The 13,976-nt window shown below is 74.0% G+C and carries 11 protein-coding genes and 1 tRNA gene; 8 read left to right on the top strand and 4 right to left on the bottom strand.

Going from position 1 to position 13,976, the window contains the following annotated elements; translation table 11 throughout:
- Positions 1–339: 339 nt before the first annotated feature.
- Complete coding sequence (locus ACFZB9_RS13470) at positions 340–2,322, top strand: DoxX family protein (protein ID WP_391446602.1); 1,983 nt, start codon at positions 340–342, stop codon at positions 2,320–2,322.
- An 83-nt stretch (positions 2,323–2,405) separates the two neighbouring features.
- Here the strand turns inward: ACFZB9_RS13470 and ACFZB9_RS13465 are convergent, their stop codons facing one another.
- The 3 genes from ACFZB9_RS13465 to ACFZB9_RS13455 form a co-directional block, all read right to left on the bottom strand.
- Positions 2,406–3,173 (bottom strand): NDP-sugar synthase, encoded by a 768-nt coding sequence (locus ACFZB9_RS13465; protein ID WP_391446600.1) that lies wholly within the window; start codon positions 3,171–3,173, stop codon positions 2,406–2,408.
- Positions 3,174–3,316: 143 nt separating this feature from the next.
- A complete protein-coding gene (locus ACFZB9_RS13460) occupies positions 3,317–3,790 on the bottom strand; it encodes a hypothetical protein (RefSeq protein ID WP_391446598.1) in 474 nt (157 codons plus the stop codon).
- A 150-nt stretch (positions 3,791–3,940) separates the two neighbouring features.
- A complete protein-coding gene (locus ACFZB9_RS13455; protein ID WP_391446596.1) occupies positions 3,941–5,032 on the bottom strand; it encodes an ABC transporter ATP-binding protein in 1,092 nt (363 codons plus the stop codon).
- A gap of 287 nt (positions 5,033–5,319) precedes the next feature.
- On the opposite strand from ACFZB9_RS13455, the gene ACFZB9_RS13450 reads away from it, so the two are divergent.
- Positions 5,320–5,393 (top strand) — tRNA-Thr (locus ACFZB9_RS13450).
- Between the two features lie 193 nt (positions 5,394–5,586).
- Here ACFZB9_RS13450 and ACFZB9_RS13445 read toward each other — a convergent pair.
- Positions 5,587–6,465 (bottom strand): polysaccharide deacetylase family protein, encoded by an 879-nt coding sequence (locus ACFZB9_RS13445; RefSeq protein WP_391446594.1) that lies wholly within the window; start codon positions 6,463–6,465, stop codon positions 5,587–5,589.
- A 267-nt stretch (positions 6,466–6,732) separates the two neighbouring features.
- Between ACFZB9_RS13445 and ACFZB9_RS13440 the strand changes: the two genes are divergently transcribed.
- From ACFZB9_RS13440 to ACFZB9_RS13415, 6 genes are all read left to right on the top strand, one after another.
- Positions 6,733–7,908, top strand: coding sequence for a M23 family metallopeptidase (locus tag ACFZB9_RS13440; RefSeq protein ID WP_391446767.1), 1,176 nt, complete (start codon positions 6,733–6,735; stop codon positions 7,906–7,908).
- 323 nt (positions 7,909–8,231) lie between these two features.
- Complete coding sequence (locus ACFZB9_RS13435; protein WP_391446592.1) at positions 8,232–10,025, top strand: ABC transporter ATP-binding protein; 1,794 nt, start codon at positions 8,232–8,234, stop codon at positions 10,023–10,025.
- Positions 10,022–11,788, top strand: coding sequence for an ABC transporter ATP-binding protein (locus ACFZB9_RS13430; protein WP_391446590.1), 1,767 nt, complete (start codon positions 10,022–10,024; stop codon positions 11,786–11,788). Before ACFZB9_RS13435 ends, ACFZB9_RS13430 begins: the two co-directional genes overlap by 4 nt.
- Before the next feature lie 113 nt (positions 11,789–11,901).
- The gene (locus ACFZB9_RS13425; RefSeq protein WP_391446586.1) at positions 11,902–12,225 is read left to right on the top strand and encodes a WXG100 family type VII secretion target; all 324 of its coding nucleotides are present in this window, start codon (positions 11,902–11,904) and stop codon (positions 12,223–12,225) included.
- Positions 12,225–13,487 (top strand): amidase domain-containing protein, encoded by a 1,263-nt coding sequence (locus ACFZB9_RS13420; RefSeq protein WP_391446583.1) that lies wholly within the window; start codon positions 12,225–12,227, stop codon positions 13,485–13,487. The genes ACFZB9_RS13425 and ACFZB9_RS13420 overlap by 1 nt, the downstream gene beginning before the upstream one ends.
- A 1-nt stretch (position 13,488) precedes the next feature.
- Positions 13,489–13,887 carry a hypothetical protein gene (locus ACFZB9_RS13415; RefSeq protein ID WP_391446581.1) on the top strand — a complete coding sequence of 133 codons (399 nt, stop codon included), beginning with the start codon at positions 13,489–13,491 and terminating at the stop codon, positions 13,885–13,887.
- Positions 13,888–13,976 lie beyond the last annotated feature (89 nt).

Below are 13,976 nucleotides of genomic sequence, written 5' to 3'. Positions count from 1 at the left end.
TGATCGGTCGGCGCTGCGGCGCCGGCCGGTTGCCGGCCCCGGGGCGAGGTGGCCGGTTGCTTTCTGACCGGGGTGTGACTCAAACGTTCACTATCCCGCGCGAGAGTGACCGGATCCGTCAGCCACGCCGAGGAGTTGCACCCGGGAGAGTGTCCTAACCGGGTGTCACCCGGTTAGAGGGGTGTGGACACCAGAACACCTCGGCGCCCCAGGCTGGGCCAAGCGGCAGGGATAGAGGCTGAGCCCAGCCTCAGCACCGTCAAGGTGCCGAGCGATCCGGCTCGACTCAGCAGCACCCAGGTCAGCTTCCGGCTCAGACTGGCCGACCCGGTCCCGCCCATGATCGACGCGCCGCCCATGTCGGCCGTGCCGGTCGCGGACGCCTTCGGGCGCCCCTACGCGGCGCTCACCTACGGTGGCCGACCCGGGCTGATCCGGGCCGGGAGCGCGGACGGCGGCTCGGCGGCCGGCCGGTCGGCGGCGTCGCTGGCCGGTGCCGCGCTCGTCGGCACGGCCGTCGGCGGCTCGGCCCCGGTGGGCGCACCGCGCCGCAAGGGCCGGGTCACCGCGGTGACCTGGAGCGGTCAGGCGGCACCCGGCGACCTGGCGGCCACCCAGCTGCTGGACGCGGTGCGGCTCAGCACCGTGCCGGCGCCGGCGAGCGGCTCCGCGGCCGCCGGGGGTGCGCCGGTGGCCGGCGCAGCCGTGGGGCTGGTCGACTCCGAGCAGACCCAGCCGCTGGAGAGCATGCCCGGCTGGGACGACACGCCTGCCGGGGGCGCGTACCGCTTCGACAGCTCCGGCTCGTACGCCGGGGCGCAGGCCTATGCCGGGGCCGACGCCTACGCCGGAGGCGGTTCGTACGGTGGGACCGAGACGTACGGCGGTTCCCGGCCGCACGGGCGCGGGGCGGTGCCGCGGCAGCCGCACGGGTGGGCGGGCGAGCCCGACGGCCCCGAGCGGGGCGGCCCCGGACCGCGCGACGACCGGCCGCGCGACGAGCGTTCGCGCCAGGCCGGGCAGGGCGCGGGGCAGCGGGCCGGCGGCCCGCGGTCGCAGTCGCCCCTGGACCGGGCCAGGCCGGCCTGGCAGCCCACCGGCGCGCTGCCCGAGCACTCGGCCGGCACGGCCGCCGGGGAGCAGAACCGGCACGTCTGGCAGCCCGGGCGGCGGGTCGACCTCGGCCTGGTGCTGCTGCCGCTGCGGGTGCTGCTCGGCTCGCTCTCCGTCTACGCCGGGTTCAGCAAGCTCTGCGACCCGGTCTACTTCGACGGCGGCGCCCGCGGCTCGATGATGCGCTGGCTCGGCTCGCTGCACCCGTGGAAGGTGGCCCAGCCGCTGCTGGACTTCGCCATGGCGCACCCCGTCGGGGCCGGCCTCGGCGTCGCCTTCACCGAGGTGGTGGTCGGCGTGCTCTCGCTGCTCGGCCTCTGGCAGCGGCTGGCCGCCGGCGCCGCGATGGTGCTCTCGGCCGCGCTGCTCTTCACCGTCAGCTGGCGGGCCGTGCCGGTCTACGACACGCCCGACCTGATCTTCCTGGCGGCCTGGAGCCCACTGCTGATCGCCGGCGCGCCGTTCGCCTCGCTGGACGGTCGGCTGACCCTGGAGGCCTGGCGCCGCTACGGTCCGCAGCAGCCCAAGGCGGTGCGCCGGCGGGTGCTGCGGCGCGGCAGCGTGGTGGCCGTGGTGGTGATCGGGCTGACCCTGCTGCTCGGCTCGCTGCTGGGAGCGGCCGTGCGCACCGGTGGCAGCCTGCGGCCCGGCCCCGCCGAGCCGTCGACCGACTACGGCACGCCGGTGTGGCCGGCCACGACCGGCGGTTCGGCCGGATCGCACGCCCCCGGCGCCCCGGCCCCGGGTGCACCGGCGGCCACCAAGCCGTCCGTCGCACCGTCCGCCACGCCGTCGGGCTCGGTGCCGCCCTCCGCGCCGCCCTCGCCGTCACCGACGGCCAAGAGCGGCAAGGCGGCCCACCCGTCCCCGTCCACCCGCGGGAACGGGGCGAGCGAGGCGCCGGCCGCGGGCAACCAGGCCGGGCAGGGCGGTTCGACCGCCGGCTCGCCGGCCGGTGCCGCGACGCCGGCCGGGTCGGCCGGCTCGGCGCCCGGATCGGGCGGCTCGACCGGTTCGAGCAGCAGTACCCGGGCACCGAAGCCCAGCCCGAGCGGCGACGGGCTGATCGGCGGGGTGCTGGGCAGCGGGGCACCCTCGCTGCGGCTGCCGACCAGCCTCGGGATGCCGGTCGGTGCCGGTGCCGGTGCCGGTGGCAGTGGCGGCGCCGGTGGCGCGGCGACGGGCGCGGGGGCGCGGCCGGTGGTCTGACACGCTGCTCGTCCGTTGATGGCACGTCAGTTGCCCTCCCCCGGAAGGTCCGGGGGAGGGCAACCGGCTTGTCCGGGTTGTCGCTACTCGCCCGGCTGCCCCTGCAGCTGGGCGAGTTCCTTCGCGGCCTCGGTGAGGTCCTTGGCGGTGTCGATCGCCCGCCAGTACACGCCCTGCGGCAGCTGGTAGCCCGCCAGCCGCTTGGCGCGGGCGAGTTGGGGGAACGTGGTGCGCTCGTGGTCGCCGACGTCCGGCAGCAGCTCGGCGAAGCCGGGGGCGAAGACGTAGAGCCCGGCGTTGATCAGGAAGGGGGAGGGCGGGGCCTCGATGAAGTCCAGCACGTTGCCGAAGCGGTCGGTCTCCACCGCACCCCAGGGGATCCGCGGGCGGGCCAGCGCGAGGGTGGCGAGGGCATCCCGTTCGTGGTGGAAGGCGGCCATCTCGCGCAGGCTGAACCTGGTCCAGATGTCCCCGTTGGTGGCGTACCAGGGCTCGTCCGGGCGCGGCAGCGCCTTCGCCGCGAACTTCAATCCACCGCCGCGGCCCAGCGGTTCGACCTCGACGACGGTGCTGGCGCGCAGCGGCAGGTCGGCCTGGTCCAGCCAGGCCTGCAGCACCTCGGCCAGATGGCCACAGGAGATCACCACGTCTGTCACGCCTTCGGCTGCCAGCCAGGCGAGTTGGTGTCCCACGATCGGGGTGCCCGTGCCGGGGATCTCGACCAGCGGCTTGGGCCGGTCGTCGGTGTAGGGGCGCAGGCGCGACCCCTGGCCGCCGGCCAGGATCACCGCCTGCGTGACGACGGGGGCGGTGGGAGCGGCGGTGGGGGCGGAGGCGTCGTAGCCGGTCATGAGCAGCAGGATAGGACCGGTGGGGCAGCTGCGGGTGCTGATCGGCGTCGCTTTGTGGCGGGTTGACGGTGAGTCAGGCAGTGGGGAGGCCCTGGCTTTGACTCGGACCGGTTCGGGGTCGGACCGGCTTGGGGTCGGACCGGTCAGCCCGCGATGCCGGCGGCGAAGGAGCCGTCGCAGACCGGGCGGGCGAAGGAGCGGGCCCGCTGCACGTCGCCCTGGTACAGCTTCAGGGTCGCCTGCCCCAAGTCCTTGGCGAGCGAGGTGCAGTACGGCGTGAGCGAGGGCTGCTCGCGCATGGTGCGCTCCAGCAGGTCCAGCGCCGAGCCGGCGCCGCGCGAGCGCAGCTCCTCCAGCAGGTCGGCGCGCAGCGCGTCCTGCGGGGCCAGGCCGGGGTGGGTGGCGGCCGGGCCGCTGCCGTCGGGTCCGGTCGTCCCGGTCGCGGGGCTGCGCCCGATGCCGGTGCCGACCGTACTGGTCGCGGCGACCACCTGCTGGTCGTCTCCGATGGGCGGGGCCCAGGCGACCCGGGTCACGGCGAGGGTGCCGGTGGTCACCAGGACCACGGGCAGGGTGAGGGCGAGGGTCTGGCCGATGCGGCGAACGAGCTGCTTCACGGGAGTGAGGGTAGCGCCGAGTGAGGCGGTGCGGACACACCGTCACACGGACGAGTGACGACATGTCAGGGCCCCGCCGGACGGGTGTCCGACGGGGCCCTGAGCGGTCGTTCGGGTGTGCTGACTTCGGGCGTGCCGACCAGGGGGTGGTCAGGCGCTGAGGCGCGCGCCCGTGCTGGTCGAGAAGACGTGGGTCTCGCCGCCGGTCGGGACCACGTGGATGGTCTCGCCCTTCGCCGGGATCTGCCGGCCGTGCACCCGGACCACGATGTCCGCGTCCTCGCCGCCGAGCTTGGTGGTGCCGTAGACGAAGCCGTCCGCGCCGAGCTCCTCCACCACGTTGACCGTGACGGCCACGCCCTCGATGCCGCCGCTGGAGACGATCTCGAAGTGCTCGGGGCGGATGCCGACGGTCACCGTCTTGTCGCTGCCGGCGCCGGCCAGGTGCTCGCGGTCGATGTTGATCACCGAGCCGCCGAACTTCACACCGCCGTCCACCAGCGGGACCTCGACCAGGTTCATCGCGGGCGAGCCGATGAAGCCGGCGACGAAGACGTTGGCGGGCTTGTCGTACATCCGGCGCGGGGTGTCGACCTGCTGCAGCAGACCGTCCTTGAGCACCGCGACGCGGTCGCCCATGGTCATGGCTTCGGTCTGGTCGTGCGTCACGTAGACCGTGGTGATGCCCAGGCGGCGCTGCAGGCCGGCGATCTGGGTACGGGTCGAGACGCGGAGCTTGGCGTCCAGGTTGGAGAGCGGCTCGTCCATCAGGAAGACCTGGGGCTCGCGGACGATCGCGCGCCCCATCGCGACACGCTGGCGCTGACCACCGGAGAGCGCCTTCGGCTTGCGGTCCAGGTACTCGGTGAGGTCGAGGATCTTGGCGGCCTCCTCGACCTTCTTGCGGATCTCCGCCTTGTTGACGCCGGCGATCTTGAGCGCGAAGCCCATGTTGTCGGCGACCGACATGTGCGGGTAGAGCGCGTAGTTCTGGAACACCATGGCGATGTCCCGGTCCTTCGGCGGCAGGTGGGTCACGTCGCGGTCGCCGATCCGGATGGCGCCGCCGTTCACGTCCTCCAGACCCGCGAGCATCCGCAGGCTGGTCGACTTGCCGCAACCGGAGGGGCCGACCAGGACGAGGAACTCGCCGTCCTCGATGTGCAGGTCGAGCGCGTCGACGGCGGGCTTGGTGCCGCCCGGGTAGAGGCGGGTCGCCTTGTCGTACGTGACAGAAGCCATGGCTCTGCTCTCCTTCACCGGCAGGAACGTGCCGGACGATCCGAGTAAAGGCTGGATTGTTCGAACCGGTGCCACTGGTGGTCCAGACCACAGGAGAACCGGTTCCGGCCGAGGGTACCTGCCCGTTCAGCAGATTGTCAGCCCCTCCTCATACCAGTCCGATCACACTGCCCGCCCCCTCCTCGCCCCGCCCGCCTTCTCCCCACCCGCCCACCCCCACAGCGGCCACCCCTGCCGGTAGACTGCCACCCGGTTGCCACCGCGGGCTCACCGTGGCCGGCCGCCATGCCTCCTTAGCTCAGCTGGCCAGAGCACCGCTCTTGTAAAGCGGGGGTCGTCGGTTCGAACCCGACAGGGGGCTCCGAGCCTGACCCGCACCGCAGCATGAAACGAAGCCCCCTCGAAGATCACTTGGAGGGGGCTTCGGCGTCAGTTGGGGACAGCCTGGGGACGGGCCGTCAGGCAGCCGTTCCGATGGGGCCAACGATGGGGTTCGTGACCGTCTCCGAGCCCGGCGGGGCGGTGGCCGGGTGCACCGCCCCGGCGGGGGTGGGTCAGAGCGTGACGAAGGTCAGGCCCTTGGCCTTGAGGGCGGGCAGGACGGTCTTCAGTGCGTCCACCGTCTGGGAGCGGTTGCCGCCGCCGTCGTGGCAGAGCAGGATGTCGCCGGGGTGGGCGGCCATCAGCTTTTCGGTGATCTTGGGGACGCCGGGGCGCTTCCAGTCGTCCGGGTCGACGTCCCAGTCGATCGGGATCATCCCGTACTTGGCGGCGGCGGCGAAGATGGTCGGGGACCAGTCGCCGCCGGGTGAGCGGAACAGGGTCGGGGCGGGGGCACCGGCGTCCACGATGACCGACTGCGCGTCGGTGATCTGCTTCTCGATCTCCGCGGGGGTGCGCTTCGAGAGCGGCTGAGGGTGGGTCATCGTGTGGTTGGCCACGGTGTGGCCGTCGGCGGCGAGCTGGCGGATCAGGTCCTTGTGGGCGTGGCCCGGGATGCCGACCACGTTGAAGGTGGCCCGGATGTCGTACTTGCGCAGCAGCGCCAGCACCTGCGGGGTGTAGACCGGGTCGGGGCCGTCGTCGATGGTCAGCGCGATCGCGTCGGCGGGGGCGTCCGGCAGGATGTCGTGCACCTTGAAGACCGGCTTGGTGCGCACCGCCACCGGCGAGGCCGCCGCGGGGCTGGGCAGGGCGGAGATGGCCTTCGGGTCGAGGGTGGCGTTGGGGGAGAAGGAGTCCGAGGGGCTCTCGGGAGGGGCCCCGGCGGCGCCGGAGTGGGCGTGTGCGGAGTCCGAGCAGCCGGCCAGTGCGGCGGAGGCCAGCGAGGCCGCGCCCAGGGTGGTCCAGGCGAGCAGGCGGCGGCGGGAGGGGTAGAAGGGGGAGGCCGAGCTGGATGAGTCGGCCGGCTGGGAGGGCCTGGGTATCGGCATCAGTGGGACCTCAGGACTGGGGCGACGGGATGGATACGTATCGATCGACGCGGTGCGGACCCGAACAGTTCCATGGGGACGGGAGGTTGAGCTTGACCGGCCGCTCATCCGCGGATGAGACTGAACCGGCGATCCGGGGGGTCCGTAGGTCGTGCAAGGGGGAACACGCGGGTGAGCGGGACGGATGTCGAGCAAGAGCGTCTGCGAGATTATCTGACAGGTTCGCGACTTGATCATGCGCTCTTCGCACCGGAGTACTTGGCGAGTGTGGGCGCGGATGAGCTGGCGGAGCTCCGCCGTGAGATCCGCCGGACGGCCGGCGGGGTGCGGACGATCGAACCGGACGGAGCCGTCGAGCCCCGCGGGAGCGCCGAGCCCGCGAAGCCGCGTCGCTACCGGGTGCTCTGCCCGCGGGCGGTGGTCGAGGCGCGGGTGGCGGTGGACGAGCACGGCCTGATCACCGAGCTGCTGCTGGAGCCGGTCCTGGACGACCGATCGCGGCCGGCGGGGCAGCGACTGCGCGAACAGCTGCCCCTGGCGGTGGCCTTGGGCATCCTGCTCCTTCTGGCGCTGATGGCGGCCGACGCGGTGCTGGCCGAGAGCCGCGCGGGGATGCTGGCCGCGCTGCTGGGCGTGCCCGCCGTGGCGGTGATCAGCTGGTTCAGCGTGCCCTGGAGCTGGGTCAGCCAGTACGCCCGGCTGGTGGTGGTCGGCGCCGCACTGGTCCTGGCGGCCGTCGGCCTGGCGCGGCTGCCGGGCCTGCCAGTGGGGCGGATCGACTGGGTACAACTCGCCTTCGCGGGGCTGACCTGGCCGGCCGCCGCCGCGACCGTCCGCGGCCTGCGGGAGGTGCCCGGTGACCGCGCGCCGCTGCTGATCGCCAATCCGCTGCCGGGCAGCCGGGCGCTGATCGGCCAGGGCGGCGGGGGCAGTGTCAACCACCACGCCGGGCACCCGGTCCAGCGGTACGCGCTGGACCTGCTCTGCCTGAACCGCTTCGGCGCCCGAGCCCGCGGCCCGGCACCGCGCCGGTGGGCGGCGTACCGGGCGTACGGCGCCACGGTGGCCGCGCCGTGCGCGGGGACGGTGCTCGCGGTCCTCGACGGGCAGGCCGACCAGCCGGTGCTGGCCAGCCCGTTCGAGCCGGGGCCGATGCTGCGCCAGCATGTCTACGGCAACCACCTGCTGCTGCGCACCGAGGCGGCTGAGGACGTGGTGCTGGTGCTCGCCCACCTGAGGGCGGGCAGCCTGCGGGTCGCGGTGGGCGAACGGGTGGTGGTCGGGCAGCCGCTGGCCGAGGTGGGCAACTCGGGCAACACCACCGAACCCCACCTGCATCTGCATGCCGCGGCCCGGACCGGGGGCGAGCTGGTGCCGGTGCCGGTGCGGCTCGTCGACCACCCCGGGCGCACGCTGTGGCGGGGACGGCGCCTGGACCGCTGACCGGGCCCCCGAGTGCCCGGGAGCGCGGCCGGTATTTCGGTTGAATCGTGCGCGTTCCTTCCACCAGGATGTCCCGGCGGACTTCGAGTGCCGCGGGCTCGGGGTGAGGGCCGGGTGGGGCGCTTCTCCGTCCGCCGGCTCCTCTGGCCGACCGAGGCCGCATCCGGCCGTCCGCCGTCGCTGACGATCGACCGCTGCTGACCGGCGGTCAGCGATCACGCGCGCCGACCAGCCGTCCACCGCCCGGGACCGATCCGGGGCGTGCGGAGGGCTTGTTCGCGCGCGCCCAGCGGCGCCTGGCAGGCGCGACGGACGGAGGAGCGGTGGCGGCGGCATCGGGTGACGGTGGGTGGGGGCTCGGCCGGGCGATGCACTACATCCCGGCAGGCGGTGGCGGCCCGGGGAACGAGGCGGTGGCCCCGTGGCCGGACTGCCGGTCGCCGTGGCACTTCCTGCGCTGGCTGGCGGGCCGGCTACGGGTCTCGGTGGCCTGGGGCGTGCTGCTCGGGGTGATCACCCTGCTCGCGCAGGCACTGGTGCCGGCGGCGATCGGGCGGGCGATCGACCGTGGGCTGGTCGGGCGGGACCAGCATGCGCTGCTCCTGTGGGGCGGGGCCGTGCTGCTGCTCGGGCTGGTGGTGAACGCCGGGGCGATCCTGCGCGACCGCTGCAGCCTGATGGGCCAGCTCGGTGCGACCTACCTGACCACCGAGCTGATCACCCGTCAGTCCGGCAGGCTCGGCGCCACCCTGCCGAAGCGGGTCTCGGCCGGCGAGGTGATCAGCGTCGGCAGTGGCGACATCGCGGCCCTGGGGCGGCTGATGGAGGTGACCTCGCGCGGCTCGGGGGCGGCGGTCTCCGCGGTGGCGGTGGCGGTGATCATGCTGAGCACGGCTCCCGAACTGGGCGCGGTGGTGCTGGTGGGCGTGCCGCTGATGGCCTGGGCGGTGGCCCGGCTGATCCGCCCGCTGCACCGCCGCCAGGAGCAGCTTCGGGCCGAGCAGGGGGAGTTGACCGAGCTCGCGGTGGACATCGCGGGCGGTCTGCGGGTGCTGCGCGGGATCGGAGGCGAACGGGTCTTCGCCGACCGGTACCGGGCGATCTCGCAGCGGGTGCGCGGCTCCGGGGTCCGGTTGGCCCGGGTGGAGGCGCTGCTGGACGGCGCGAAAGTGCTGCTGCCGGGGATGCTGGTGGCCGTCGTGGTCTGGCTCGGCGCCCGCGAGGTACTGGACGGGCGGCTGAGCGTCGGGCAGTTGGTCGCCTTCTACGGCTACGCGGTCTTCCTGTCACCGCAGTTGCGGCGGCTGACGGAGGTCGCGGACAAGCTGACCCGGGGGCGGGTCGCGGCGGCCCGGGTGATCCGGCTGCTCACGCTGGAGCCGGAGTTGGGCGACCAGGAGGCGGCAGCGCGGGCGGTTCCTGATGCGCTGCGCGAACCCGGCGCACTGCACGACCCCGGGACAGGGCTGCTGGTCCAGCCGGGCCGGTGGACCGCCGTCGTCTGCGCCGACCCCATCGAGGCCGCCGACCTCGCCGACCGGCTGGGCCGCTACACCGACTCGGCGGCCGAGTACGGCGGCGTCCGGCTGGCCGAACTGCCGCTGGCCGAGGTGCGGGAGCGGATCCTGGTGGCGCACCACGAGGCACGCCTGTTCAGTGGGCCGCTGCGTCGTGAACTCGACCCGGCGGACCGGGCCGTGGCCGACGAGCGGCTGCTGCTGGAGGCCTTGGACGCGGCCTCGGCCCGCGACATCGTGGACGCACTGCCCGGCGGCCTGGACGGCTGGATCGCGGGGTCCGGACGGGAGTTCTCCGGTGGGCAGCGGCAACGCCTGCTCCTGGCCCGGGCCTTGTCGGTCGACCCCGAGGTGCTGGTGCTGATCGAGCCGACCAGCGCGGTCGACGCGCACACCGAGGCCCGGATCACGCAGCGGCTGCGTGCCGCCCGGGCCGGGCGCACCACGGTGACCTTCGCCACCAGCCCGATCCTGCTCTCCCAGGCGGACCAGGTGGTGCTGGTCACGGGCGGCAAGGTGACCGCCGAGGGAACGCACCGTGAGCTGCTCGCCGACCCGCACTACCGGGCCGTCGTCACCCGAGGAGGGGACCCGGCATGACCACTGCCACCGACCAGGCCGGAGCCGTGCTTCCCATCGCCTCCGCGCGCGAAGTACGCTCCTACGCCCGCAGGTTGACGCTGCACTACCCCGCCGAGCTGGCCGGCGCCCTGGCCCTGCACGCGTTGGCGGCCGCGTGCGGGCTGCTCGCACCCCGGTTGCTCGGCGAGCTGGTCGAGCAGTCCGGGCACGGCGTCGACCACGCCGCCCGCACCGGGCTGCTGATCTGCCTGTCGGTCGCCCTGGAGGCCGGGCTGCTCCAGTTCGCGGTCTTCGCCTCCGCCCGCCTGGGCGAGAGGGTGCTGGCCGAGCTGCGGGAGGAGTTCGTCGACCGGGTGCTCGCGCTGCCGCCGGCCACCGTGGAACGGGCCGGCGCCGGCGACCTGGTCAGTCGCACCACCCGGGACGTGGACGCACTCTCCGGGGCCGTGCGCCAGGCCGTCCCGGACACCCTGATCTCGATCGGCACCATCGTGCTCACGCTCGGCGCGGTGCTGCTGCTCGGGCCGCTGCTGGCGTTGCCCTGCCTGGTGGCCGTGCCGGTGCTGTGGAGCGCGACGCGCTGGTACCTGTCCCGGGCCCGGGCCGGTTACCTGGCCGCGAACGCCTCCTACGCCCAGCTCACCGAGGGCCTGACCGAGACCGTCGAGGGCGCGCGGACGGTGGAGGCGCTGCGGATCGCGCACCGCAGGCAGCAGCGGGCCGGCCAGGACATCGCCCGCTCGTACGCGGCCGAGCGGCACACGCTCTGGCTGCGCACCGTCTTCCTGCCGATCTCCGACACCGCTTACGTGCTGCCGGTGGTGGCCACGCTGGTCATCGGCGGGCTCTACTACCTGCACGGGATGGCTTCGCTGGCGGCGGTCACCGCGGCCGTCCTCTACGTGCAGCAGACCATCGGACCGGTCGACACGATGATCGCCCAGCTCGACACGCTCCAGGTGGGCGGCGCCTCGCTGGCCCGGCTGCTCGGGGTGGCGCAGGCCGCGACCCCGGCCCGGGAGGCGGATCCGACGGAGCGCCGATCGGGCCCGGGGCTGCTGCGGGCGGTGGACGTCGGCCACGAGTACCGGGCCGGGCAGCCCGTGCTGCACGGGATCGACCTGGAGGTGCGACCCGGTGAGCGGCTGGCGATCGTCGGCACCTCGGGCGCCGGAAAGTCCACCCTGGGACGCCTGCTGGCGGGCATCCACCCGCCGCACCGCGGCGCGGTGCTGGTCGACGGCGCGGTGCTGGCCGACCTGCCGCTGGACGAACGGCGCCGGCAGGTCGCCCTGGTCACCCAGGAGCACCACGTCTTCCACGGCACGCTGCGCGACAACCTCGCCCTGGCCCTCGCCACGGCCGACGAGCAGCGGATGGTCGCGGCACTGCGGGCGGTGGAGGCCTGGTCGTGGGCGGGTGAGCTGGGCCTGGACACCCCGGTCGGCCCGGGCGGAGTCGGGCTCTCGCCCGCCCAGGCTCAGCAACTCGCGCTGGCCCGACTGGTGTTGGCCGATCCGCGGGTGCTGATCCTGGACGAGGCCACCTCGCTGGTCGACCCACGGGCCGCCCGCCGCCTGGAGCGCTCCCTGGCGGCGGTGCTGGCCGGCCGCACGGTGATCGCGATCGCCCACCGCCTGCACACCGCGCGCGATGCCGACCGGGTGGCGGTGATGGAGGCCGGCCGGATCGTCGAACTCGGCTCGCACGAGGAGCTGGTGGCTCTGGGCGGCGTCTACGCGGGGCTCTGGGCGGTGGGCGCGGCGGCCGAGGAGGAATAGGAACTCGCCGGAATCGAACGGGCTTTGATGGATTGTTCGATGGCGATCAAAGTGTCTTCGTCCCGCTATGCTCCCTACCGCGACACATCACCGGGGGCGCCAAGGGGGCAGCCTTGAACGACATCCAGGTCCACCCGGACACCCTGCGGGCGGCGGCCACGTCGGTGGAAGGGACCGCCGACCGGACCGCTCCGGCGCTCGGCCACTGGCTCGACGCGAGCTTCAGGGCCGCGGGCGGGCTGACCGGCTGGGAGTCCGGCGGGGCGCTCAACGACTGCACCCAGGGGTGGCAGGCTCACATCTCCGCCGTGCTGCAGCAACTGCAGAGCTACGCGGACCAGTTGCGGACCTCCGCGAACTCCTATGACGCCGTCGACCAGGAGGCGGCCCGCCGGTTCCGGCAGGCCGTCGCCGACCTGAACGCACAGGGGAACTGATGGTCGACCTCCCTGGCCTCCGGGCGACGGACCCCGCCGCCCTGCACGCCGCCACCGACGGCTGGACCGCCCTGTCGAAGGAGTGCCGACAGGCCGTCGACGACATCCACGACAACGGCGTCAATCCGGTGAAGGCGAACTGGCAGGACCGGGTGGGCCGGCTCGCCGGGCCGAAACTCGCCCAGCAGGCGGACATCCTGGAGGCCGGCGCCGACATCATGCGCGGCGTCGCCATGGTGCTGGGCGGCCTGACCGCCGAGGTCGCGCAGGCCAGGTCCGTCCTGGCGCACGCGCTCGACCTGGCCGCCTCGCACGGCTTCACCGTGGACGACGGCACCGGCCAGGTGCGTCCGGACGACGCGAGCAAGGACCCCGCCGCGGCCGACGCCGTCCAGGAGGTCAACGCCCTGCTCTGGGAGGCGCTGCGCGAGGCCACCCAGGCCGACTGTTCGGCGGCGGCCGAGCTGCGCAGGCTCGGCGCGGCGACCGGTGAGACCCGGCCGGACATCGCCCTCAACTCCCTGCAGGGCGGGGCCTCGCAGGTCGAGCTGGCGATGTACACCGGCGGCATCCCCGACGGGAAGGACCCCCGCCTGGTGGCCGCCTGGTGGAGGGGCCTCGACAGCACCCGGCAGCGACAGCTGGAACTCTCCGACCCGGTCACCCTCGCCAACCTGCCCGGCATCCCCGAGGACGTGCGGCAGGAGCTGCGCGGCGGCCCGGGCGCCAAGTACGACCGGGTGAAGCTCGTCCAGTGGGCCCTGGACCACTGGAACGACGACAGCACCGACCTGGACGCCGACAACTGCACCAACTTCGCCTCGCAGGCCCTGCACGAGGCGGGTGTCCGGTACGACGGGTGGAACACCCTGGACGACGACGGCTGGGTCCGCGGCGGATCGGACACCTCCGGGTTCGGCCTGGACGCGATCCTGCCCCAGCACACCCACGCCTGGGGCGGCGCCCAGAACATGCACGACTTCATGGTGGCGCACGGCGGGCAGGAGATCCCGCAGGACCAGGTGCGGCCGGGCGACCTGGTCTACTACGAGGAGGACTCGGACCAGGACGACCAGGACGGCAAGGGCCAGATCCACCACACGGCGGTCGTCACCGCCGTCACGCCCGACGGCGACGTCCGCTACACCCAGCACAGCGGCGACATGAGGAACGGCAGCCTGGGCGGCCGGATCGACGCCTTCCAGGAGGGGCGCGGCCACCAGAAGCTGCACTTCGTGCGGGTGAATCCGGACTGGTACTGAGATGACGGACGAACAGCCGCACGCGCCACGGCCGTGGCGCTGGACGACCCGGCTCGTGCTGGCGGGCGCGCTCCTCGGTCCGCTGAGCGCGGCCGGCGCGCGGTGGGCCGACCGGCGCTACGTCACCGCGGTGCTGGCCGCCTGCCTGAACAGCCCGGGCCTGCCCCTGCTCGGCCGGGCGGCGACCTGGGCAGCGCCGGTGCTGGGCCTGCTGTCGACGGCCGCGGCGGTGCTGCTGCTCACCGTGGCCCGGCGCGCGGGCCGCCGGGTGACCGGGCTGCTCGACCCGCTGCTGACGCTGCTGCTGTTCCTGGCGCCGCTGCTGCTGCTCGTCGAGCTGGTGTGCTGGTTCAAGGTCCAGCCGGACTTCGCCCCCCGGGCGCACCACTGCATGGGCTGAGCCCGCTCCCGCCGGGCGTGACGAGGTGCACAGGTGGCAGGAGCGCGTCCCACTCGACCCGGGCGGGGCGCCGTGATCTGCTGGGCAGG

Origin of the sequence: Kitasatospora sp. NPDC008050, assembly GCF_042957465.1 — a bacterium.
Classification (GTDB): domain Bacteria; phylum Actinomycetota; class Actinomycetes; order Streptomycetales; family Streptomycetaceae; genus Kitasatospora.
Note: the sequence above shows the minus strand (reverse complement) of the source record. Positions and strands in the feature narration are given on the sequence as shown.

Coding starts and splice junctions, on each gene's coding strand:
- ACFZB9_RS13465 (WP_391446600.1), bottom strand. CDS start 3,173: ATGACCGGCTACGACGCCTCCGCCCCCACCGCCGCTCCCACCGCCCCC.
- ACFZB9_RS13445 (WP_391446594.1), bottom strand. CDS start 6,465: ATGCCGATACCCAGGCCCTCCCAGCCGGCCGACTCATCCAGCTCGGCC.
- ACFZB9_RS13415 (WP_391446581.1), top strand. CDS start 13,489: ATGACGGACGAACAGCCGCACGCGCCACGGCCGTGGCGCTGGACGACC.
- ACFZB9_RS13420 (WP_391446583.1), top strand. CDS start 12,225: ATGGTCGACCTCCCTGGCCTCCGGGCGACGGACCCCGCCGCCCTGCAC.
- ACFZB9_RS13470 (WP_391446602.1), top strand. CDS start 340: ATGATCGACGCGCCGCCCATGTCGGCCGTGCCGGTCGCGGACGCCTTC.
- ACFZB9_RS13430 (WP_391446590.1), top strand. CDS start 10,022: ATGACCACTGCCACCGACCAGGCCGGAGCCGTGCTTCCCATCGCCTCC.
- ACFZB9_RS13455 (WP_391446596.1), bottom strand. CDS start 5,032: ATGGCTTCTGTCACGTACGACAAGGCGACCCGCCTCTACCCGGGCGGC.